The organism is Streptomyces spiralis (assembly GCF_014654675.1).
In the GTDB taxonomy this organism is placed as follows: Bacteria; Actinomycetota; Actinomycetes; order Streptomycetales; family Streptomycetaceae; genus Streptomyces; species Streptomyces spiralis.
Window position 1 is genome coordinate 116,038 of the sequence record NZ_BNBC01000021.1, and the last position, 22,242, is coordinate 138,279.

Annotated in this window: 17 protein-coding genes; 3 read left to right on the top strand and 14 right to left on the bottom strand. The window is 73.0% G+C overall.

Going from position 1 to position 22,242, the window contains the following annotated elements:
- Nucleotides 1-12 precede the first annotated feature (12 nt).
- Complete coding sequence (locus IE318_RS22145) at nucleotides 13-405, bottom strand: hypothetical protein (RefSeq protein WP_189902925.1); 393 nt, start codon at nucleotides 403-405, stop codon at nucleotides 13-15.
- Nucleotides 406-461: 56 nt separating this feature from the next.
- Between IE318_RS22145 and IE318_RS22150 the strand changes: the two genes are divergently transcribed.
- On the top strand, nucleotides 462-1,493 hold the full coding sequence (locus IE318_RS22150; RefSeq protein ID WP_189902927.1) for a helix-turn-helix domain-containing protein: 1,032 nt from the start codon (nucleotides 462-464) through the stop codon (nucleotides 1,491-1,493).
- Here the strand turns inward: IE318_RS22150 and IE318_RS22155 are convergent.
- Genes IE318_RS22155 through IE318_RS22190 form a run of 8 tightly spaced genes read right to left on the bottom strand, consistent with a single transcriptional unit; the run spans nucleotide 1,475 to nucleotide 12,551 of the window.
- The gene (locus IE318_RS22155; protein WP_189902930.1) at nucleotides 1,475-2,371 is read right to left on the bottom strand and encodes a 4'-phosphopantetheinyl transferase family protein; all 897 of its coding nucleotides are present in this window, start codon (nucleotides 2,369-2,371) and stop codon (nucleotides 1,475-1,477) included. The genes IE318_RS22150 and IE318_RS22155 overlap by 19 nt on opposite strands.
- A 2-nt stretch (nucleotides 2,372-2,373) precedes the next feature.
- The gene (locus tag IE318_RS22160) at nucleotides 2,374-2,604 is read right to left on the bottom strand and encodes an acyl carrier protein (protein ID WP_308438586.1); all 231 of its coding nucleotides are present in this window, start codon (nucleotides 2,602-2,604) and stop codon (nucleotides 2,374-2,376) included.
- Complete coding sequence (locus IE318_RS22165; RefSeq protein ID WP_189902932.1) at nucleotides 2,591-4,561, bottom strand: HAD-IIIC family phosphatase; 1,971 nt, start codon at nucleotides 4,559-4,561, stop codon at nucleotides 2,591-2,593. The genes IE318_RS22160 and IE318_RS22165 overlap by 14 nt, the downstream gene beginning before the upstream one ends.
- A gap of 7 nt (nucleotides 4,562-4,568) precedes the next feature.
- On the bottom strand, nucleotides 4,569-5,597 hold the full coding sequence (locus tag IE318_RS22170; protein ID WP_189902953.1) for a 3-oxoacyl-ACP synthase III family protein: 1,029 nt from the start codon (nucleotides 5,595-5,597) through the stop codon (nucleotides 4,569-4,571).
- Between the two features lie 25 nt (nucleotides 5,598-5,622).
- A complete protein-coding gene (locus tag IE318_RS22175) occupies nucleotides 5,623-8,661 on the bottom strand; it encodes a type I polyketide synthase (protein ID WP_189902956.1) in 3,039 nt (1,012 codons plus the stop codon).
- The gene (locus IE318_RS22180) at nucleotides 8,661-8,951 is read right to left on the bottom strand and encodes an acyl carrier protein (RefSeq protein WP_189902958.1); all 291 of its coding nucleotides are present in this window, start codon (nucleotides 8,949-8,951) and stop codon (nucleotides 8,661-8,663) included. Before IE318_RS22180 ends, IE318_RS22175 begins: the two co-directional genes overlap by 1 nt.
- A 37-nt stretch (nucleotides 8,952-8,988) precedes the next feature.
- Nucleotides 8,989-10,737 (bottom strand): acyl-CoA dehydrogenase family protein, encoded by a 1,749-nt coding sequence (locus IE318_RS22185; RefSeq protein ID WP_229903667.1) that lies wholly within the window; start codon nucleotides 10,735-10,737, stop codon nucleotides 8,989-8,991.
- Nucleotides 10,734-12,551, bottom strand: a complete 1,818-nt coding sequence (locus tag IE318_RS22190; RefSeq protein WP_229903668.1) for a fatty acyl-AMP ligase — start codon at nucleotides 12,549-12,551, stop codon at nucleotides 10,734-10,736. Before IE318_RS22190 ends, IE318_RS22185 begins: the two co-directional genes overlap by 4 nt.
- A 192-nt stretch (nucleotides 12,552-12,743) precedes the next feature.
- Between IE318_RS22190 and IE318_RS22195 the strand changes: the two genes are divergently transcribed.
- A complete protein-coding gene (locus IE318_RS22195; RefSeq protein ID WP_189902964.1) occupies nucleotides 12,744-13,691 on the top strand; it encodes an ACP S-malonyltransferase in 948 nt (315 codons plus the stop codon).
- A 65-nt stretch (nucleotides 13,692-13,756) separates the two neighbouring features.
- On the opposite strand, the gene IE318_RS22200 is transcribed toward IE318_RS22195, so the two are convergent.
- Nucleotides 13,757-15,376 (bottom strand): outer membrane protein assembly factor BamB family protein, encoded by a 1,620-nt coding sequence (locus tag IE318_RS22200; protein WP_189902966.1) that lies wholly within the window; start codon nucleotides 15,374-15,376, stop codon nucleotides 13,757-13,759.
- Nucleotides 15,377-15,402: 26 nt separating this feature from the next.
- Nucleotides 15,403-17,070 (bottom strand): AMP-binding protein, encoded by a 1,668-nt coding sequence (locus IE318_RS22205; RefSeq protein ID WP_189902968.1) that lies wholly within the window; start codon nucleotides 17,068-17,070, stop codon nucleotides 15,403-15,405.
- 89 nt (nucleotides 17,071-17,159) lie between these two features.
- On the opposite strand from IE318_RS22205, the gene IE318_RS22210 reads away from it, so the two are divergent.
- Nucleotides 17,160-17,456, top strand: coding sequence for a phosphopantetheine-binding protein (locus IE318_RS22210; protein WP_189902970.1), 297 nt, complete (start codon nucleotides 17,160-17,162; stop codon nucleotides 17,454-17,456).
- A gap of 129 nt (nucleotides 17,457-17,585) precedes the next feature.
- Here IE318_RS22210 and IE318_RS22215 read toward each other — a convergent pair whose 3' ends face one another.
- The 3 genes from IE318_RS22215 to IE318_RS22225 form a co-directional block, all read right to left on the bottom strand.
- Nucleotides 17,586-18,830 carry a pyridoxal phosphate-dependent aminotransferase gene (locus IE318_RS22215; protein WP_189903004.1) on the bottom strand — a complete coding sequence of 415 codons (1,245 nt, stop codon included), beginning with the start codon at nucleotides 18,828-18,830 and terminating at the stop codon, nucleotides 17,586-17,588.
- A 100-nt stretch (nucleotides 18,831-18,930) separates the two neighbouring features.
- Nucleotides 18,931-20,331 carry a KamA family radical SAM protein gene (locus tag IE318_RS22220; RefSeq protein WP_229903669.1) on the bottom strand — a complete coding sequence of 467 codons (1,401 nt, stop codon included), beginning with the start codon at nucleotides 20,329-20,331 and terminating at the stop codon, nucleotides 18,931-18,933.
- A 282-nt stretch (nucleotides 20,332-20,613) separates the two neighbouring features.
- Entirely contained in the window at nucleotides 20,614-22,221 is a 1,608-nt protein-coding gene (locus tag IE318_RS22225; protein ID WP_189902972.1) for an MFS transporter, read from the bottom strand.
- Between the last annotated feature and the right edge of the window lie 21 nt (nucleotides 22,222-22,242).

A 22,242-nucleotide genomic window follows, 5' to 3' on the forward strand; every position in this document is an offset into this window, starting at 1 on the left:
GAACGAGAGGCCCTAGTCCCACCGGTCGTCGTCGGGCGTCGCCAGAGCCGTTCCCGTTCCCACGTCCCACCGGTCGTCGTTCGGCGTCTCGATCACCGCTCCCGTGCTCACGTCCCACCTGTCGTCGTTCGGCGTCTCGAGGGTCGTTTCCGTCACCACGGATGCCGACACGGACATCCCGTCGAACTGCTGGGACCCGTCGCCCGCCGCGGCAACGGCGGTGGCCGGAACGGCCATCAGAGCGGCTGCCAGCGCGCTCAGTGTCACGGTGCGAACGGCGCCGAAAGTTACTCTCATGTATCCCCCATCATGAAGTGGAACGGCGTTACCGTTGCCGCTCTCGGGTGTCCCCGCGGCGACAAGAACACCCTGCCGTGCATCGAACACACAGACCAAGAGCTCCACGCTGGCGTAAAGTTGCCTGGCAGCAATTGCGGCGTCCGGAGGGGGAGATCCAAGGGATGGGACGTGCTGATTCCGACTCAGTATTCGCCGAACTGGACGATGTGAGCGCCGCCGCCTACGGGTACGCGGTCGAGCAGGGCCGATTCGTGCGGGAGGAGATCGCGGGGCACCTGTCCCTGGCCCCTCAGGAGGCGCAGCGGGCGGAACAGGCGCTGCGCAGTCTGCGGCTGCTCCAGCCGATGCCGGGCAGCCCCGGCGAACTCGTGCCGGTGGCGCCCGACGCCGCGGCGGCGGCCCTGGTGGGCCCGGCGGAGCGGCAGATCCGGGATCTCACCAACGCGGTCACCGACATCCGCACCAAGCTGCACTCCCTCACCCCGCTCTACTTCGAGGGCCGGCGGCTGCGCAATCGGGTCGAGGCCTTCGACATCATCAGCGACAAGAGCCGGGTCCAGTCGATGCTGGACCACCTCAGCCGCCACTGCCGGCGTGAGCTGATGAGTGTGCAGCCCGGTGGCGCCCGGCCGGCACACGTACTCGCCGAGGCCCGGATATCGGCCCTGGGCGTGCTCGAACACGGGGCCGCCATCAGGACCATCTACCAGCACACCGCCCGCAACGACCTGCCGACCCGGGCGTATGTGCGGGACGTGACCGAGCACGGCGCCGAGGTGCGCACCGTCGACCAGGTCATAGACCGGCTGATCATCTACGACCGCGAGGTGGCCTTCCTGCCCGAGCGGACCGCCGACGGCCGTCCGGGCGGCGCCGCCATCGTGCGTGAGCCGACGCTGGTGGCGTTCCTGTGTGCGGTGTTCGACTACCTGTGGGACAACGGGTCGCCGTTCGTGGTCGAGTCCCAGCGGGCCGCGGCGGCGCCCGACGCCATCCGGAAGTCGATCATCCAGCTGATGGCCAGGGGCTACAAGGACGAGATGGTCGCCCGCCGGCTCGGCATGGCGGTGCGCACCTGCCGGCGGCACATCGCGGAGATCACCGAGGAGCTGGAGGCGACCAGCCGCTTCCAGGCCGGATTCAACGCCGCGCTCAGGGGCATCCACGACGGCGATCACACCTCCTCGTCCTGATCGCCGGCCGGGTGGCGGGCGGTGTCCTCCCGGTCGAGCGCCTCGGTGACGGCCTCCACGCAGTCCTGGTCGAGCATGGTGGTGATGTGGGTGTCCCACAGGGGGCCGAATCCGGCGTCGTAGACGGCGGCGCTGACGAAGTAGCCGTCCAGCACGACGGTGCGGAACAGCCACTCGTCGCCGGTGCCCTCGGTGCCGTCGGGCCGCTGCACGCGCACCGGCCGCCCGTCGGGCCCGAACCCGAACTCGGTGAAGCGGAACTGCATGCCCTGACCGATGGCCTTGCTGTACGCCTCCTTCAGCGTCCACAGCCGGACCAGGCCCTGGTTGCGTTCCTCCGGCGCCATCCCGGCCAGCAGCACCAGTTCGTACGGCGTGCAGATGTGCCGTCCCAGGCCGCTGTCGTACATCTCGCGGTCGGTCCGCTCGGCGTCGACGCCGATGAGCCCGCGGGTGGTCAGGCCGACGAGCAGCAGGTCGTCGGTGTGGCTGAGGCTGATGTCGATCTGGTCGCAGCCGCGCAGATACGGCCGCCCGGTGGGCCCGTACGCCAGTTCCAGCTCGTCGGGGTCGCCGTCGAGCACGGCGGCCGCCGCGTACTTCAGCAGCATGCGCGACGCGGCGTAGCGGTGGCGCACGTCGGCGTGGGTGAGGTCGAGGTAGCGCGTCCAGTCGCGGCCGAGCAGCGCGCGCAGTCCGTCGCCGGAGGGCAGGTGGCCCTCCAGGTCGCTCAGCCTGGCGTGGACGATCGCGGACCCGAGGGTGGCGAGATCGTCCCTGACCCGGTCCCAGGAGTCGCCCTGCGGGGTCACGGCGATGGGCTCGCCCAGGGGCGGGCCGAGCGCGGACGTACCCGGTGCGCCGTGGCCGGCGGTCATCATTACTCCTTCGCGAATGTGTAGATCTCTTGGAGGGTTCGGGCCTGGAGCAGCCGGTGCACCGGAACCGGTCGGCCGTGCTCCTCCAGGAGCACCACCATCCGGAGCAGATTGAGCGAGTCCCAGCCGGGCAGATCCGCCAGATCGGCGTCCGCCGCCTCCACACCTGCCGTGTCCAGGCCGAGTTCGTCGCGGACCAGAGACAGGAACCCTTCGAGGCTAGTGATGTGCACCGGCCCTCCTCCCCAGTTCTATCCCGTCGATCCGCACGTGTGCGGGGGCTTGAGGGACCGTGTCCAGAACGTAGCCGAACGTGATCTCGTCGTGCTCGAGACCGCCGTGCGTCGCAATGGTGAACCCGCAGGAGCGGTAGAAGTCACGCGCCCGCTCGTTGCGCGCGGTGGGCCGGTACACGGCGTGCACGGCGGTCAGTCCCTCGTCGCGGGCCGCGGCCAGGACCGCCGCCACACACGCCTGCTCGATGCCGCGGGCGAGCACCCGGCAGCTCAGCCACACATTGTCCAGGTGCAGCAGGTCGCCGTCGTAGTGCCCCAGCACGGCCCCGACCAGCCCGTCGTCGCCGAAGCGGTCGGAGCTGCGGGCCGCCAGCAGCAGATGGCGGCCCGGGTCGGCGGCCCGCTCGCGCAGCTCGTCCTCCCCCATCCGCGCCCCGGTGAGGTTGAACCGGTTGGTGCGCTGGGTGAGCTGGGCGAGCCGGGCGAACTCGTGGCCGAGGGGCGGGGACAGCGACACGGCCACGTCCAGTCCGCGCAGGAAGTCCTCGTGCGACCCGGCGTTCTCCCGCAGCGCCCGGCGGCCGCGCTCGCTGTGGTAGGCGTCCGTTCTGGCCCGGTCCTCGTCGGTCAGCCGCAGGGTGTCGAACCAGCCGTCGGCGAGCAGGCGGGTCAGGTGCAGGGCGGGTTCCTCGTCCAGTGCCACGACGGCCGCTTCCGGGACGCCGTGGCGCACCTGGGCGCGCTCCACCGGGGAGTCGTCGGCGAAGACCAGGGCGTCGGCCGCGATGCCCAGGTCCTCCGCCGTCTCGGCGAGGGCGCGGTCCTTGGGCCGCCAGTCGGCGTCGATCCGTACGAAGTCCCGCTCGCGCAGCACCATGTCGGGGTGCCCGCGCAGCACGCCGAGGACCGCCTCCCGGTCGTTCTTGCTGCTCACCGCGAGCAGCACGCCCTGGGCGCCGAACTGCTTCACTCCCTGCTGGAAGCCGTGGAATGCCTCGCCCCGCAGGGTGCCGGCCGCGGCGATGCCGTCGGGGCCGTCGTCGGCGAGGACGCCGTCCCACAGGGTCTGGTCCAGGTCCAGCACCAGGCACTTGCGGGTCATGCCGCGCAGCGCGCGGGCCAGATGGGCCACCTCGCGGGCGTATCCGGCCAGCAGTCCGGCGGACAGCTGCGCCTTGGCGTAGCAGGCGAGGCGTTCGTCGACGGCGGGGCCGCCCGCGCACACCAGCGGCTCCAGATCGACGACCACGAGCCGGGGGGTGCGTTCGGCGAGCCGCAGCAGACGTGTGTTGAACTCCCGCCAGACGACGGACAGTCGGGCCCTGGACAGGTGGTCGACCAGTTGGTGGGTGTGGCGGCGCAGCAGCGGCACGGTGTTGAGGACGAGTGGTCCGGGCACCGCATCGACGATCGAGGCGAGTCGTTTCAGCACCTCGTCGGCCGCCCTCTCGACGTCCGAGGGACGCCAGGGCACGGGCACCTGGGCGAAGACGGTCTCAGCGTCGAGCAGGCACAGCGTGAGGTCGGGGTCCGCCGTCCGCAGCGGACTGCCGGGGTCGCCGAGGTCCCGCAGCCAGGCACCGTGGTCGCCGACCACGGGCCGCAGCAGCATGCCGTGGCGGGCCAGTTCGGCCGTGAGCGGGTCGACGACCGGGGCGACCGTGGACTGCCCGGTGACCGCGACGGTCAGCACGGGGGTGCCCGGATGACGGGTGAGGACGGCGTCGGGGTCGAGCGTGGCGAGCAGCCGGCCGGCGCGCTGGAGCGCGGCCCCGTACGGGCCGCCGTACGCACCGTCCGCGCCGGAGACGCCGTCGCCGCCGTGCGTGAGGGTCTCCTCCGCGAGGAGGCCCGCCACCTGGTCGTACGACGTCTCCAGCAGCCCCCGCGACCGCAGATCGCGCAGCCGGTCCAGTCCCGTCGGGCCCACCGGCTCCCTCTGTCCCGTCGTCATGGTCTCCTCACGCCCTCTCCAGGGCGAAGCCGGCCCTGATCCACTTGCTGGACTCCACCGTCACCGCGAGTGCCCGCTGTCCCGGGCCCAGCCGGGGCAGCAGACGGTCGAGTTGCAGGAACGGCAGCGCGTTGCCGGTGTTGCCGGTCTCGGTCACACAGGAGACCTCGGCGGCCGAAGGCACGGGCAGATGCTCCATGATGCGCGCGGTCATCCGCCCGGACAGCTGCGGGGGCAGAATGTGGTCGACTTCGTCAACTGTCCAGCCGAGCTCGCCCAGCAGCTCCCAGACGATCTCCACGGAGATCGCCGGGACGTGCTCCTCGATCGCCTTGTAGTCCTCGGCGAGCATCCGCCGTTCGGTGTCCCGGTCGCTGATGCCGGACCAGTCGATGAACTGGCCGGGCGGGCGGCGCCGTCCGGCGCACCGGTTGAGCACGCCGCGCAGCGCCACCCCCCGTTCGCCCGGCCCGTCCGGTTCCGCGGTGAGGACGACGGCGCCCGCGCCGTCTCCGAACAGCACGTGGTTGACCAGCTCCTCGGTCGGCATCCGCGCGGCGCTGCGGCGCGCGGCGAGAAAGCGGTGGGTGACGTCGCCGCCGATCAGCAGGCCCGCCCGGCGGCCCCCGGCGACGAGACAGCGGCCGAGGTCGAGCGCCTGGACCGCTCCGGAGCAGCCCGCCTGGAGCTGGTAGACCGGCAGATGGTCCATGCCGAGCCGGTCCGCGACCTCGGTGGCGGTGGTCGGCAGCAGATGGTCGGGGGTGGCCGTGGCGAGGACGAGGAACTCGATGTCGGCCGGGTCGAGCCCGGCCGCCGCCAGGGCCCGCGACCCGGCCTCGGCGCACAGGTCCGCGAGCGTTCTGAGCACCTCGCCGGTGGCCGGGTCCCAGGCGAAGTGCCGGGTCCTGGTGCCGACGAAGAGGTCGATCCACTCCTCGCTCGCGCCCAGCAGCTTCGCGAGGGCGGCGTTGTCCACCGGGTCGCCGGGCAGCGCCGTGCCGGTAGCGGCGAGGTACACCGTGTCTCGGGACATGTTCACCGGTCCTCCCTCATGTGCCTCATGCCGCGCCCGCCATGACCATGTCGTCGAGGAAGTCCGCGAGCGTGCCGACCGAGCGCAGCGCGGGCAGCAGCTGCTGGACGGAGACCTCGCCGATCTGCGGCAGCCGGCTCTCCACGCGGCTCTTGAGCTGCATGATCATCACCGAGTCGAAGCCCAGGTCCTCGTAGAAGCGGGCCTCGCGCAGCACGCGTTCGCGGGGGTGGCCGCCGACCTCCACGACCGCGTCCACGACGGCGGCCAGGACCGGTCCCGCTTCCGTGAGTTCCGGCTCCGCCGGTCCCGGCTCCACGAGTCCCGTCTCCACGAGTCCCGGCTTCTCGGGTCCCGGCGCGTGCTCCGGCCGCGTCGGAGGATGTGGTTCGGGGGACGGTGTTCCGGGGTGCTGCCGCGTCGCCGAAGCGGGGGCGGGTGCCGGGCCGGACTGGCGGTCCCAGTAGTGGTGGTCGGCGCAGAAGACGTAAGGCCGCAGCCGCTCCGCGGCCCGGTGGCCGGGCGCGTAGAGCGCGTCCCACACCGGGTCGAGGCCGGCCCGGTGGAGCGCGGCGACCGTCTCGGCCAGTTCGCGGCCGGTCGCCTCGGGGCCGGGTGCGGGGTGCAGGCCCTCCAGGCCCGCCGCGTGACCGGCGCGTCCCGCGAGGGGCAGCAGCTGGGGGCGCGGGCCGATCTCCAGCAGGTGGGTGGGGAACGTCTCGGCGACGAGCGCGCCCAGCGCGGCGTCGAAGAGCACGGGCTGCGCCGCCTGGTCCGCCCAGTAGGCGCCGTCCAGGGGCTCCTCGCGCAACATCCGGCCGTACCGGGTGGAGGCGAAGGGCAGCGTGGGCGCCGTCGCCTGTACGGACTCCTCGCGCAGGGCCTCGGCCATCGGGGCGGTCGGCGGCGCGTGGAAGGCGTGGGTGACGTCCAGGGGCCGGGCGTCCACGCCGTGGGCGCCCAGCGCGCGTTCGAGACGCGACAGGGCCTCGCGCGGCCCGGACAGGACCGTGTCCGAGGGGCCGTTGAGCGCGGCGATCCGCACTTCGGGCTCCCCCGCGAGGAGTTCGGCGACCGGCTCGGCGCCCGCGCGCACCGCCAGCATTCCGCCGCCGTGGGGCAGGTCCCTCAGCACGGCGGCGCGGCGGACCACCAGACGGGCGGCCTCGTCCAGGTCGAGCGCGCCGGCCGTCACCGCGGCCGCGTACTCGCCCAGGCTGTGGCCGAGCACCGCCGCGGGGGTGACGCCGAGCGCGGCGAGCGTACGGGCCAGGGCGCAGCCCACTGCGAACAGGGCGGGCTGGGCGAACGCCGGCTCGTGCACCCGCTCGCCGCCGCCGAGGATCACCTCGCGCACCGAGGCGCCCAGATGCGGGGCGAGCGCCGCGTCGACCTCGTCGAGGTGCCGGCGGTAGAGGGGCGAGTCCCGGTAGAGGGGCGCGGTCATGCCGGCGTGGACGCTGCCCTGGCCGGTGAACAGGAAGGCGACGACGGGACGGGCCCACGGGCGGGGCGCGGCCGTGGCCGGGAGATCGTCCGCCGCCGCCCCGCGCAGGGCGTCCGCGAGTTCCGCGCTGTCCCGTGCGGTCACCGCGAACCGGTACGGCAGCCCGGTCTTGATCCGGTTGCTGCTCCAGCACAGCCGCGCCGCGTCCCCCGGCGGCCGCCCGGCCACGTCCTCCGCCTGCGCGAGGAGATTGCGCCGCAGCGCCTCCGGGGTGTCGGCGCTGAGCGTGAACACCCCGGTCTCACCGCTCCTCGGCGCAGCGCCCGCGACCGACGCGCCCGCCGGAGCGGCGTACGACCTGGACACGGCGGGCCTGGGTGCCGTGGCCAGCACCGCGTGGGTGTTGGTGCCGCCCATGCCGAAGCTGCTGACGGCGGCGACGGTCTCGCCCGCCGGAAGCCTGAGGGGGGACTTCAGCAGACGCATGCCGCGGGCGGCCAGCTGGAGCTGGGGGTTCTCGCGGTCGGCGAAGCGGCTGGCGGGCACGACCCGGTGGTGCAGGGCGAGGGCCGTCTTGATGAGCGCGGCGATGCCCGCCGCCCCCTCCAGGTGGCCGAGGTTGCCCTTGACCGAGCCGAGCGCGCAGGGCGAGGGGCGTGGCACCCCGTGGACGGAGCCGAGCGCGGCGCACTCGATGGTGTCGCCGAGGACCGTGCCGGTGCCGTGTGCCTCGACGAAGGCGACCTGGTCGGGGGTGATCCCCGCCCGCCGGTACGCGGCCTGCACCACGGCCTGCTGCGACCAGCGGTTGGGCGCGGTGACCCCGTTGCTGCGGCCGTCCTGGTTGACGGCGCTGCCGCGCAGCACGGCGTAGATCCGCTGCCCGTCGGCGACCGCGTCGGACAGCCGGCGCAGCACCACCAGGCCCACGCCCTCGCTGCGCCCGATGCCGTCGGCGTCCGCGCTGAAGGGTTTGCAGCGCCCGTCGGACGCGGCCAGCCCCATCTGCGCGTAGACCAGCCCGAGCGACGGTGACAGCAGTACGTTGACCCCGCCGGCCAGCGCGGTGTCGCACTCCCCCGCGCGCAGCGCGCCCGCCGCCAGATGCACGGCGACCAGGGACGAGGAGCAGGCGGTGTCCACGGCGAGGCTCGGGCCGGTGAGGTTGAAGTGGTAGGAGATCCGGTTGGCGGCCATGCCGTTGCTGCTGCCCGCGCCGAGCTGCGGGGTGGCGCGCGCGGGCGTGCCCATGGTGAGCCGGCCCCATTCGCCGCCCATCATGCCGACGAACACACCCGTGTCGCTGCCGGCGAGGTCGCCGGGGGCCCGGCCGGAGTCCTCCAGGGCCCGCCAGGCGCTGTGCAGCAGCAGCCGGTGGTGCGGGTCCATGGCGGCGGCCTCGCGCGGGCTGACGGAGAAGAAGTCGGCGTCGAAGACATCGGCGTCGTCGAGGAACCCGCCCGCCCCGGGCACGCCGGGGAAGTCGTCCGGGTCCCAGCGCCGCGCGGGGACGGAGCCGATGGCGTCGCCGCCGCGCATCAGCAGGTCCCAGTAGGCGTCGGCGTCCGCCGCGCCGGGGAAGGCGCAGTCGAGTCCGACGATGGCGATGTCCTCCATCAGCGCAGCCTCTCCGACATCCCCGGCAGCGCCGCGCACAGGTAGCCGGTGAGGCTCTCGACGGTGGGATGGTCCCACAGCAGGGTGGGCTCCACCTCGAGGCCGAAGGCGTCCTCCAGGTCGCCGCACAGGCTGAGCGCGGACACCGAGTCCATGCCGTACTCGGCCAGCGGCACGGTGGGGTCGATGGTGTCGGGCGCCCGGCGCAGGTAGAGGGAGAGCCGGTCGAGCAGCCAGTCGTGCGGCGCGGCGGTGCCGGCCGGGGTGTGCCGACTCGTGGGAGTGGTCATCGCGGGACTCCTTCGGTGGGTCGGACCCATGCGCCGGTCAGCCGGGGATGGGGGTGTTGTACAGGTCGTAACTGCTCTGGGCGGCGTGGCGGAGCTGCACCTCGTGGCGGATCCGCGTCTCGCACTCCCGGGGCAGCTCGACGGGGCGGGCGCCGAGCCGCCCGGCGATCCGGTGCAGGGCGGCGGCCGCCCAGCAGGGGTCGGCCAGGAACGGGTCGGGGCCGCCGCGGGCCTGGTACCAGACGCCCAGCACCGCGGCGGCGGCGAGCAGCAGCGCGTAGCGGTCCATGAGGGCGAAGCACGCCGCCTTCGGCCGGGACGGCGCCGCGGTCGCCTCCAGGGCGAGGACACGGCTGCGCAGTTCGCGGAACTCCTCGACCAGCTGCGCGGCGAGGGCGCGCAGGGCCCGCTCGGCCGGCCCGCCGCCGGGGATGCTCGCGCTGACGGCGAGCATCGAGGCGGTGAGGGAGTCCCGCCCGCACGCGAGACTGAGCCGGTCGGTGCGCAGTGGGGGGACCTCACCGCGCAGCTGGAAGAGGGACTCGGGCGCCTCGCCCTGCCGGAACCAGGAACGGCGGGCGAGGCGCGGCATCTGGGGTATGACGGTGGCCTGGCAGGCGACGGTCCCGGCATGGCCGAGGCTGAGGACGGGGACGTCGCGGACGTGTTTCTGGAAGATGCCGAGGGTCCCCTCGCGGGTGTAGAACCCGGCTCCGAGGACGATGGACAGGTCGTACATCGTCTCGGTGAGGACCTTCGGCAGCAGGTACTTCAGCGCGGCCGAGTAGACGCTGGTCTCGGCGGGCAGCACGTGCAGCGCCCGGGTGGCGACGACCGCGAGGCTGTCGTACAGCAGCAGGTTGACGAAGGCGCCGGTGAGCGCGGCGTCGGTACGGGAGCGGTCGGCGCCGGCCGCGTGCCACCCGCCGGAGCGCTCCTGGTCGAAGCGGACGGCGGTGCGCAGACTGGTGTCGACGGCGGCGACGGCCATCGCGGAGACCACGGTCCGGCTGATCTGGAAGGACCGCAGGGCGGTCTCGATGCCGCCGCCCTCCGGGCCGAGCAGCGCCGACTCCGGTACGGGGCAGGCGTCGAAGTCGATACCGGCGAACCGCAGACCCCGCAGTCCCACGGGGGACCGGCGGGGCGTCACCACGGCACGCTCGCGGGGCAGTTCGCGCGGGTCGAGCAGCAGCACCGAGTGGCTGCGGCTGCCGGGCTCGGGGTCGGTGCGGCAGAACAGCACCAGCGCCCCGGCCCGTTCCAGGTTGTTGATGAGGGGTTTGCCGCCGTTCAGCAGGAAGCCGCCCGCCGCCTTGCGGCCGGTGACCTGGCTGCGGACGTAGTCGTTGCTGTGCGCGGTCTCGTGCTGGGCGATGGCCGCCCGGCCGCCGGCCAGCAGCAGGTCGGCGAGGAGGCGGCGCTGGGCGTCGCTGCCGGTGGTCCACACGTCGGAGGCGGCCATGTACGTGGTCACGCCGTAGCCCATGCCCAGGCCCACGTCCCGGCGGAAGACCGGGCGCATGAGGCGCACCAGGGCGTCGACGCGGTCGAGCCGGCCGCCCAGCTCGCGGGGCACGAACTCGGCGGCGAGGCGGAAGCGGTCGAGCAGCGACTCGCCCGCCGCGAACGGCACCGCCGCCCGGTCGGCCGACAGCAGGGCGGCGTAGCCGAGCGGGTTGCCGGGGTCGGTGGGGTCGCCGAGGAGGGTCTCCAGCTCGGCGACCCGGGCCTGCACGGCGTCTTCGCGACTCTCCGCCGCGGGGGCGGTGAGCAGCGCACTCACCACGGCCGGACCCCCTCCACCGGTTCGGGCCGCAGCAGGTCCTCGCCGAGCAGTTCGTCGTCCGCGCGGACCAGGGCGCGTACGTCGGGCGTGAGCACCTCGTACTCGCCGCGCAGCACGCCCTGGAGGAACAGTTCGCGCATGGCGGTCCGCTGGATCTTGCCGCTGGTGGTGCGGCGCACGGTGCCGGGGCGTACCAGCAGGACGTTGCCGGCCGGGATGTCGAACTCCTTGCCGATGAGCTCCTGGATGCGCTGGGCCACGGAGCGCAGCCCCTCGTCGGTGACGCCGGCCAGCCGGATCTCCTGGACGAGGACGAGCTGTTCCCGGTCGGCCTCCACGGAGAACGCGGCACCGGTGCCGAAGGTGAGGGCGGGGCTGACGGATCTCACCGCGCCTTCGAGGTCCTGCGGGTAGACGTTGCGCCCGTTGATGATGACGACCTCCTTCAGCCGCCCGGTGACGAACAGCTCGCCGTCGTCGAGGAGGCCGAGGTCGCCGGTGCGCAGGAAGTTGCTCTCCTCGTTGTTGAGGGTGGCGCGGAAGACCCGCACGCTCTCGGTGGGCCGCTTCCAGTAGCCGCGGGCCACGCTGGCGCCGCGCACCCAGATCTCGCCGACGCTGCCGGGCCGCAGCTCGTGGTGGGTGACCGGGTCGACGATGCGCACGTCCAGGCCGACCGGCCGGCCGCAGCCGACCAGGGTGCGGGCGGCGCGGCCCGCGACGGCCCCGGCGACCCGGTCGCGCTCCAGCTCCGCCTGGTCGAAGAGCCGTTCGGTGTGCGGGGTGCCGGGCGTGCCGCCGGAGACCACGAGGGTGGCCTCGGCGAGGCCGTACGACGGGTAGAGCGCCTCCGGGCGCAGTCCGGCCGGGGCGAACCGGTCGGCGAACGCGCGCAGGCTGTCGGCGCGCACCGGCTCGGCGCCGTTGATCACCAGCCGCCAGCGGGAGAGGTCGAGGGAGGCGACCTGCTCGTCGGTGACCCGGCGCACACACAGGTCGAAGCAGAAGTTCGGGCCGCCGCCGACGGTGACGCCGTACTCGTCGATGGCCTGGAGCCAGCGCACGGGGCGCTTGATGAAGGACAGCGGGGACATCTGCACGCCGTGGCTGCCCAGCCAGACGGGGTGCAGCAGATGGGCGACCAGGCCCATGTCGTGGAAGTGCGGCAGCCAGCTGCCGAAGACGTCCTCACCGGTGGTGCGCAGCACCGTCCGGAGGGACTCCTGGTTGGCCAGCAGGTTGCGGTGCGAGACCATCACACCGCGCGGCTCGGACACCGAGCCGGAGGTGTACTGCAGGAACGCCAGGTCGTCGGGTCGGGCGGCGACGGGCCGGAAGTCGGCCGGGTCGGCGGTGCCGGAGGCGTCGGTGACCACGCAGGCGGCGTCCTGGCGGTTGCTGCGGGCCAGCCACAGGGCCACCTCGGGCGCGCCGGTCGTCTCGGTCAGCACGACCGTCGCGCCGCTGTCCTTCAGCACGGCCGAGGTGCGGTTGAGCCGCTTGCCGTGGCCGGCCTCGCCGGGCATCGGCGCCGGCACCGCAATGCCGCCGGCGTACAGGCAGCCCGCGAACGCCTTCAGGAACTCGACGGTGGAGGAGTACAGCAGCAGCACCGGCTTGCGGGCTACGTCGTACTGCTGGAGGCAGGCGGCTATGCGCCGCGCTGCCCGGTCGAGTTCGCCGTACGTGAGGTGCTCGGCCCGGACGCCGCCGCGCGTGTCGCGCAGATGGATGTGCACGTCCTGGTCGGCGAGCTCCGCCGTCCGCGTCCGGAGCAGCTCGGTGAAGGTGGCGAAGTCTGACTGTGGCATCCCCGGCATCCCCTCGCGTCGGCGTGTCCGTGGATTCGCGGACCACTCGTACCGTGCGATGGTCCGCGCAAGCCCTAAAGGCGCGCCAAAGCGCGCTCCAGACGCTCCGGTAGGGGTGGACAGGGGTCCTCGGCGGGGGTGCGGGGGCCGATTCTCGGTGGTATGGACACTCACGTTCCCGGTGACACGGACATGCGAGCAAGGCAGGGGTCGGCGGTCGTCTTCCCCGGGATGGGGCCCACGCCCTTCTCCGAGGTGGCCAGGTTCATGCTGGTCAACCCGTACGCCAGGCAGCTGCTGGCGACGGCGGACGAGGTGCTGGGCTACCGCCTGACGGACCGCTACCAGCAGACCGAGGGCGACTACTCGGTGTACGGGCAGATCTCCTTCGTGGTGAACTGCCTGGCGCTGGCCCGCTGGGCGGAGGAACGGCTGGAGATCCGCCCGGACCTGGTGGCGGGCCCCAGCTTCGGCGGCCGGGCCGCCTCGGTGTACGCCGGGGTGCTGGACTTCGCGGACGCGGTGCGGATGACGGCGCGGCTCGCCGAGGTGATGGACGAGTACTTCGCCGCCGAGCATCCCGAGCTGGTGACCCAGTCGATGGCGCGGCTGCCCGAGGAGAAGCTGCGGCTGCTGCGCGAGGAGCTTCAGGAGCGCGGCGAGTTCCACGACCTGGCCTGCGTCGTCGACCGCGACTTCTTCATGCTCACGGTGCGCGAGGGGGTGCTGGAGGAACTTCAGCAGCGGATCCGCTCGCTGGGCGGCATGCCGCTGTACACGATGAAGCCGCCGATGCACAGCCATCTGTTCGGCCCGCTGCGCGAGCGCGTGGACGCGGAGATCTTCTCCGGCCTGACCTGGTCGGATCCGCTGCTGCCGGTGGTCGCCGACCAGGACGGCCGGACGCTGACCACGGGCGCCGAGGTGCGCGGGATGCTGCTGGACGGCTTTGTCCGCACGGTGCGCTGGCCCGACGTGGTGGCCGCGCTCACCGGGGCGGGCGTGGACACGCTGCATGTGGCGGGCCAGGACGGCCTGTTCACACGGGTGGCCGCGACGACGCGGGCGTTCCGGGTGCGGCCGGTCACGCCGCAGTCGGTCATGCGGCCGGTGCGGCGGCGGCCGGCGGTGCTCGTCTGACGTTCGCTCCGCGCACGCAAGGGGGCCGGTGCCCGATGGCACCGGCCCCCCTGTGCGTGCCGGTATCAGCGACCGTCGACGCTGAAGGCGTAGAAGGTGCCCTCCGTGCTGCTGCCGGTGGTGCCGCCGCCGGCCGCGAAGCGCGCGTAGCCGTTGCCCCAGTACACGGTGCCGTCCACGATCGCGGGGCCGGCGTTGGACGAGTACGGGCCCTTGAAGTCCCACAGGTAAGCGCCCGTGGCCGCGTTGATCGCGTACATGTGACCGCTGGTGGACGAGGCGTACACCACGCCGCCCGCGATGCTGAGCGCGCCCCAGGCGAATCCGTCCGAGGGGTCCGCGACCTGCCACAGGATCCGGCCGGTCTGCGGGTCCAGGGCCACGAAGGAGCTGCCGCTGATCGTCGTGCCGTCGGCCATCGGGTACGGCAGCTTGTTGAAGTCGGCCTCGGCCAGGTAGATGCGCTTGCCGTCGTAGGCCGTGCCCCACTCGATGCCGCCGACGTGCCCGCCCGGGCCGGCCGCCGCGCTCCAGACGACGTCGCCGGTGGCCGCGTCGAGCAGCCAGTACTCGCCGCTCTTCTCGCCGGCGCCGATCACCTTGCGGTACGTGCCGTCCGCGTTCTTGATGGTGAACAGGTGCGAGCCGTCGCCGAAGTCGCTGTCCTCACCGTGGTTGGTGGGGCAGTTGTTCGGCGGCAGCCCTTCCACGCAGCCGCTGTTCCAGGCGTCGAACTTCCGCGCGCCGGAGGCCCACTTGACGCGGCCGCTGGACATGTCGACGGCCAGCACGGAGTCGACGTAGTTCTTCGGGTCCATGCACTCGCCGGGGGTGCCGCCGGCGCTCTGGCAGTCCAGGACGCTCTGCGGCAGCTGGTAGTTGTTGCCGGTGGTGAAGTACACCGTGTTGGTCGACGGGTCGATGGCCGGGGCGCCCCAGACCGCGACACCGCTGTAGCCGCCCGGCTTGCCGCCGTTGTCCGGCACGGTGTACGTCCGCCACAGCAGCTGGCCGGTCCTGGCGTCCAGGGCGTTCATGCTGCCGCGGAACGTGCAGCAGTCGTACGTCGGGTCGGCGCCCTTCAGCTCCGACTCGCGGGAGGAGACGCCCTCGTAGATCACGCCCCGGTAGACCACGGGCGACTGGGTGAGCACGGCCAGGTACTGGGTGTCCAGCTGCTTGCGCCAGATGAGCCGGCCGCTCTTCGCGCTGACCGCCATCAGGTACGCGTGGTCGTAGTCGCCGATGTAGACGACGCCGTCGACGACGGCGGGGCTGGTGCGGGACACCGAGCCCGCGAACCCGTTGTAGTCGGATATCGGGTACGACCAGATCTGCCGCCCGGTGGCCGCGTCCACCTTGTGCAGGTAGCCGCCCCAGTCGGGGAAGTACACCGCGCCGTCGACCACCGCGGGGGTGGCGGAGACGTCGCCGTGGGTCTGGTACGTCCACTTGGCCTTCAGCCGGCCCGCGTTGCTCGGGCCGATCGTCTTCTCGGCCGGGTTGTAGCGGGTCTGTGCCAGGTCGTGCCCGAACGTCGGCCAGGAGGAGCTCCCGGTGGCGTCGACATCGTCCCCGGTCGCCGTGGCCGGCTCCGTGGAGAGCAGGGCGGCGGCGAGCAGGAGCACGGCCAGCAGCGCGAGTCTGCGCACCGCCCCGCGCCCCGCTCCGACGAGACTGAGCATGGGTCTTCCCTTTCCGTTTCCGTACGTCATCGGTGGTCCGTGTGGGGGGACGTGCCCTGTGCGGGCGTGCCGAGCAGTTCCGCCGCGCGCGCGGTCAGGCGCAGCCGGTCGGTCTTCTTGTTGGTGTTGAGGGGGAACGCGTCGAGCCGGTGGTAGTGGCGCGGGACCATCTGCGGCGGCAGCAGCTCCAGCAGGGCCCGGCGCAGCTCCTGGGGGGAGAGCGGCTCGCCGAGGTAGAAGGTGACCAGTTCGGTGCTGTTGGCGACCGGCACGCCGACCACGACCGCGTCGGCGACCGGGGTGCCGGCGCGCAGGGCGTGCTCGACCTCGGCGAGCTCCACCCGGTAGCCCTGGACCTGCACCTGGGAGTCGGTGCGCCCGAGGTAGACCAGCTGGCCGTCGGGCAGCCGGCGCACCCGGTCCCCGGTGCGGTACCACAGCGCCCCGTCGCGCTCGAGGTACTTGCCCCGGCCGTCCTCCGGGTCGAGGTAGCCGGCCGACAACTGCGGCCCGGACAGCCACAGTTCGCCCTCGTCGGCACAGGCGGTGCCGTCGGCGTCCAGCAGCAGCTCGGCGTGTCCGTCGTGCAGCCGGCCCAGCGGTACGACGCCGTTGACGCCGAGCCGCGTCGACTCCGTCGGCGACCAGCGGTGGCGGTGGGTGGTGATGGTCATCTCCGTCGGGCCGTACACGTTGATCACCGCGGAGTCCGGGGCGGCCTGCTGCCAGGCGTCGGTGTCCTGGAACTGGAGTGCCTCGCCGCCGAAGTACGTCCAGCGCAGCGTGGGCATGCTGCCGGGGGTGAGCCGGCCGGTGCGCCGGGCCAGGGAGATCACGCTGGGGGCGGAGAACCAGACGGTGATGCCGTGCTCGTTCACGAAGGCGGGCAGGTCGCGGTAGGCGTGCGGCGACACCGAGACCAGGGGGGCGCCGACCGCCCAGGCGCACCACAGGTCGGAGACGGCCGAGTCCCAGTTGAGCCCGGCGGCCTGGGAGAAGACGTCGTGCTCGGTGAAGTCGTACCAGGCGTCCATCAGCCCGAAGTAGTGCGCCATGTTGCCGTGGGTGAGGCGCACGCCCTTGGGGCGGCCGGTGGAGCCGGAGGTGAACAGCACGTAGGCGACGTCGTCGGGGCCGGCGGGACGGGGCCGGGTGAGCGCGGTGTCGGGGCGGGGCGTGACGGGGCGGAAGGCACCGGGCACGGACGGGGCGGCCGGCCCGGGGCCCGTCGCGCCGGCGGTGGACAGGGCGGCGGCGGACGGGGTGATGTGCGGGGCCAGGACCGCCAGGTCGCGGGAGCCGACGGGGTGGTGGGCGAGGCGCGGCAGGAGCGCGGCGCCCTCGTCGTCGACGATCAGTGCCGAGACCTCGGCGGACTCCAGCATCGCCGCGATCTTGCCGTCCGGGAAGTCGGCCAGCAGCGGCACCGCGGTGACCCCCGCGTACAGGCTCGCCAGGATGCCGAGGTACGCGGTCAGGCTGCGGCCCGCGACGACGGCCACGGCCTTGGGCGGGCCGCCGGGCGCGGCCAGCAGGGCACCGGCCCAGGACAGGGCGAGCTCATGGGCCCGGGCGTAGGTGACCGTGTCCTGGCCGACGCGCACCGCGACGCCCCGCGGGGACCGCCGCAGACCGCGCAGGAATCGGCCGTGCAGCGCGCTCGACGGAACCCCTTCCCACTCTGCGCCTTCCATCTCTGCTCCTCCTCGTCGGAATTCCGGCAGAAATCAGCCGTGCCGAAAGCGTCATTGACACCCACCCGCACCGGCTTCATTATTCTCGTATGACCGATAACATTTCCGTCGCCGAAAACGGCGCGCTGCTGAATGATTCCTGGGACGGCACATTCGAGGCGGTACTCCGCCCGTATCTGCCGTACCTGTCGTCCGACGAGCCGCTGACCGGGGACGCCGACCTGCCCCACCTGGGGCTGGACTCGGTGGGTACGGTCGAACTGCTCGCCGCCCTGGAAAGCACCTACCAGGTGCGTTTCCTGGACGACGCCCTGCACCGGGAGAATTTCGCCACTCCCGACATCCTGTGGCGCACACTCAAGGCCATGGCGAACCCGAACGCCTGAATTCAAAGATCCCGGCCGGCCCGATTCGGACATCACATTCCCCGATTCGAGCCGGTCGGCTTTTCTTTTTCGAGCCGGCCCGATTTTCGGGGACCCGAACCACAATCGGACGGGGATTCCCGGGCCGGATCAGCCGAGGATCCCCATGAGGCCTTCCTCGATCCGGTCGAGGGGGGCGCGCACATGCGGCAGCGCCAGCGGATCCTCCGCGTCCAGCGACTGCTGCTGCTCCTCGGCCGTCGCGCCGTACAGCATGCTCGTGGCGGCCTTGAACCTCAGGGCGCCCTCGTCGTCGCCGAGCAGATGCCCGCCGAGCACCACGACCCCGAACCGGTCCAGCAGGGAGCGGGCCAGTGAGGGCGAGTCGGTCACCGACTGCTTGGCGGCGAGCTCCTCACGGAGCGGCTCGAAGTCGGGGTAGACGTAGAACGCGCCGACCGGGGGGCGGCAGCGGGCGCCCGCCGCGACACAGATGCGGTGCACCTCGCGGGCGACGGTCCCGTGCAGCCGTGCGCTCGCCGCGAGCCGCTCCCGGATCTCCGGCGGCTCGGCGAAGGCGTACGCGGCCGCCTCCTGCATGGGCCGGGCCAGCGTGGACCAGATCTCGCTGGCCGCGGAGAGCACCCCGGCCCGGATCGCCTCGCCCCAGGGCCCGTCGGGGAACCGCGCGATGCCGATCCGCCAGCCGCCCACCGCGAGGCTCTTGCTCAGCCCGCTGGTGACCACGGTCCGCCGCGGGGCGACCTCGGCGGGGCTGAGGTAGGGGGTGGCGGGGTCGTGCATCACGTCCCGGTAGATCTCGTCCGAGACGATCAGCAGGTCCTCCTGCTCCGCGATGGCGCACAGTTCCCGTACGAGGCGGGGCGGGGCGAGGGTGCCGGTGGGGTTGTCGGGCAGGGTCAGCACCAGGATGCGCGGGTCGTGACCGGCGGCCCGCGCCGCCCGGATCCGCTCGCGCAGCGCGCCCGGGTCGGGGACCCCGCCGCACTCCTCGGGGATCTCCACGGCCAGGGCCCGCTTGCCGGCCAGGGCGGCCTGCGGGGCGTAGGTGTTCCACGCCGGGCGGGGCAGCAGGACGTCGCCGGGCACCACCAGGTCCAGGGCCATCAGCAGCGGCTTGCTGCCCGGCGCCACGACGACCTGGTCGGGTTCGGTGGGCAGCCGGCGGCGGGTGAAGTAGCCCGCCCCCGCGCTCCGTACGACGAGGTCGCCGGCCACCGGGCCGTACGCGGTCTGCCGCGCCCCGGCGGCGACGCGCTCGACGAGCGGCGCGAAGGGCGGCAGCCGGGACTCGCCGAAGCCCAGGTGCACCAGGGGCTCCCCGGCCGCCCGGCGCTGCTCGACGAGCTGGTTGAGCTCCAGGTTCGGCGACATCCTGGACCGGATGGCGGGCATGCCGGCCGTCGCTGTACCGGCCGTCGCTGTGCCGTTCGCTGCTGTGCCGTTCGCGGCTGTGTCGGTCATCTCGGGCTCCTCAGTGGGCCCCGGCGGCGACGGCCAGCGGGCCGGTGTCCGCGGTGTCGTCGCGGTCCTCGGCCGCCTCGGCGGCCCGGGCGGATCCGGTCACGGCCCGTGCGATGTCGGCGGGGGTGTCCGGGTGCAGCCGCAGCTCGTCGAGCCAGGCGGCGGCGGGGTCGTGGAACGCGCGGAACGGGCGGCCCACCAGGGCCGGCTGACGGGCCTGGAGCATGCGCAGCTGGAAGAAGCGGCCCTCCGGGGTGTCCTCCACGCCGTCGACGACGACCTTGCCGGGCGTCGCGGACATCACCGGTCCGCGGACCGTGCGGGCGAGTCCGGGCAGGGTGCGGTAGGCGGCCTGGAAGAGGTCCACGGCGCGGGCGAGCGGCACCTTGAAGTAGTCGTACGGGCCGGTGTCGCGCTCGACGAACATGTAGTACGGCACGCCGCCGACGGCGTGTTCGGCGCGCCACAGGGCGGCGAGGTCGGCGGCGTCGTCGTTGACGCGGGCGATCAGCGGGGCCTGGCAGTAGACGACCGCGCCGGTGGAGCGGATGCGGGCGATCGCGCGGCGGGCCATGTCGGTGCGCAGCTCGCGCGGGTGGCTGAAGTGCGCCATCACGGCGAGGTTGCGGCCGGTGGCGGTCACCTTCTCGAAGAGCCTGAGCAGGTCGTCGGCGTCGGGGTCGGTGACGAACCGCTGGGGCCAGTAGGCGACGGACTTGGTGCCGATCCGGAGGGTGCGGACGGTGTCCACGCCGAGCAGCGGTTCCAGGTGGTTCACCAGCCGCTCGGTGGTCATGATCATCGGGTCGCCGCCGGTCACCAGAATGTCGGTGACGTCGGGGTGGTCGCCGAGGTAGGTGACGAGGCCGCCGGGGTCGGGTGCGGCGAAGCGCAGGTCGGCGTCGCCGACGAACTGGGCCCAGCGGAAGCAGTAGGTGCAGTACGCGTGGCAGGTCTGGCCCTGGCTGGGGAAGTACAGGACCGTCTCGCGGTACTTGTGCTGCATGCCGGGCAGCGGGGCGCCGTCCCGGGTGGTGGGGACGTTGAGCTCCTTCTGGCCGGACGGGTGCGGGTTGAGCCGGCCGCGGATCTGCTGGACCAGGGCGCGCAGGCCCGCCTTGGTGCCCGGGTCGGCGGAGAGCGCCGCCAGGCCCCGCTCGTCCTGCTCGGGGAGCATGCCGCGCTGCGGGAAGACCAGCTGGAACATCGGGTCGTCGGGGACGCGGTCCCAGTCGATCAGTTCGTTCAGTACGTATGCGTTGACCCGGAAGGGCAGCACCAGGGACACCAGCCGGACGGTTTCCCGTACCTCGGTCGGCAATCCGTAGCGATCCGCTATCTCGTCGAGCTGCCGCGGCCCGTAGGCGCGGAAGCGCCCCGTTCCCACGAGGTCGGTTGCCAGCAAGGACATGCGAACTTTCCTCCAGCCTGATGCCCGGCGGGTTCCGGGCTTCGCTCGGAAGCGGTTCGATGCTAGGGAGAGCCGCACTCCAGAGGACCCCTGACCGGACCCCAGGCCCACCCCTTACGACGGGCGGGATCGGCCGGCCGCGGACGGACGCCGAGGCCGCGCGGCGCCACGACGGCGACGCGACGGCAGCACGAGGACGGCACGAGGACGGCTCGACAGCAGCACGAAGGCCGCCCGGGCCCATGAGGCGGGTCCGGGCGGCCTGCGCGGCTTCGGCGGAGCTCACACGGCGCCGGCGGCGGTCGCCGTCTCCTGCGGTACGGCGGCGAGTTCGGCGGAGCGCTCCGTGTCGTTCTTCACCGAGCGCAGCGTGACGAGCGCGAACGCGGCGGCGAGCGCCATGACGAGCGCGCCGGCCAGCGAGCCGACGTGGACCTCGGTGGTGAAGGCCTCGCGGGCCGCCGTCACCAGGCTCTCCGAGGCGGGCCCGGGCAGCGTGTGGGCGACGGCGAGGGCGCCGCCGATGGTCTCGCGGGCCGGATCGAGGGCCTGGTGCGGCACGCCTGCGGGCGCGTCCAGCGCGGAGCTGCCCCGGTAGGCGGCGGCACCGATGGTGCCCAGCACGGCGATGCCCAGCGCGCCGCCGAACTCCTGACCGGTCTGCAGCAGGGCGGACGCGGACCCGGCGCGCTCGGGCGGCGCCTGGCCGACGACCATCTCGGTGACCAGGGTGAGGACGGGCGTGAGCCCCACGGCGAGCGCGATGATGCCGACCAGCATGTACGCCAGGCCGTCGCTCGCCGGCACCCGGGTGAGCATCAGCAGCGCGAACGTGGCGACGCTGAACCCGGTGCCGATGATGTACGCGGGCCTGACGGTCCTGACCAGCACGGTGGCGACGGGCACGGCGGCGCCGACGGCGATGGTGCCCGGGATGGTCCACAGTGCGGCCTTCAGCGCGCTCATGCCGAGCACGTTCTGCAGGTACTGGGTGCTGAAGAGGGAGTAGCCGACGAGGATGAACGAGGCCAGCGTGTTCGTCAGCACGGACGCGCCGAAGACCCGGTTGCGCAGCAGCTCCACGTCGATCATCGGCTGCTCGACCCGGAACTGACGGCGCACGAACAGCGGCGCGACGGCCAGGCCGACCACCACCGAGGCGACCGGGACCAGGTCGAACCCGTCGATCGCGATCTTCTTGAAGCCGTAGATGACCGGCAGCACGGACGCCAGCGACAGCAGCGCGCTGAGCATGTCGAAGCGGCCGGCGAGGGCGGCCCTGAACTCCGGGAGCAGCAGGGGCCCGAGCACCAGCAGCAGCACCATCACCGGCACGTTGATGATGAAGACCGAACCCCACCAGAACCAGTTCAGCAGTGCGCCGCTGACCACCGGGCCGAGCGCGGCGCCGGCCGCCATGCCGGTCGACCACACGGCGACCGCCGTACGCCGCTGGGTCTGGTCGTGGAAGAGATTGCGGATCAGCGCCAGCGTGGACGGCATCAGGGTGGCGCCGCCGACGCCTTGCAGGGCACGCGCGACGATCACCATCTCGGCGCTGGACGCGAAGGCCGCCAGCAGCGAGCCGAGGCCGAACACCAGCGCGCCGAGCAGCAGCAGCCGGCGCCGGCCGATGCGGTCGCCGAGCGCGCCCATGGTGATCAGCAGACCGGCGAGCACGAAGCCGTAGACGTCGATCATCCACAGTTGCTGGTCGCCGGACGGCCGCAGGTCGGTGCTGATGGAGGGGATGGCGAAGTACAGGACGGTCAGGTCCATGGAGACGAGCAGCACCGGGAGCAGCAGCACGCCGAGCGCGATCCACTCCTTCCTGCCCGCCGTGGGCGCGGCGCCCGCGGCGTCGTCGGTTCCGGGCTGAGGGGCAGTCATGACGTGTTCCTCGATTCTGAG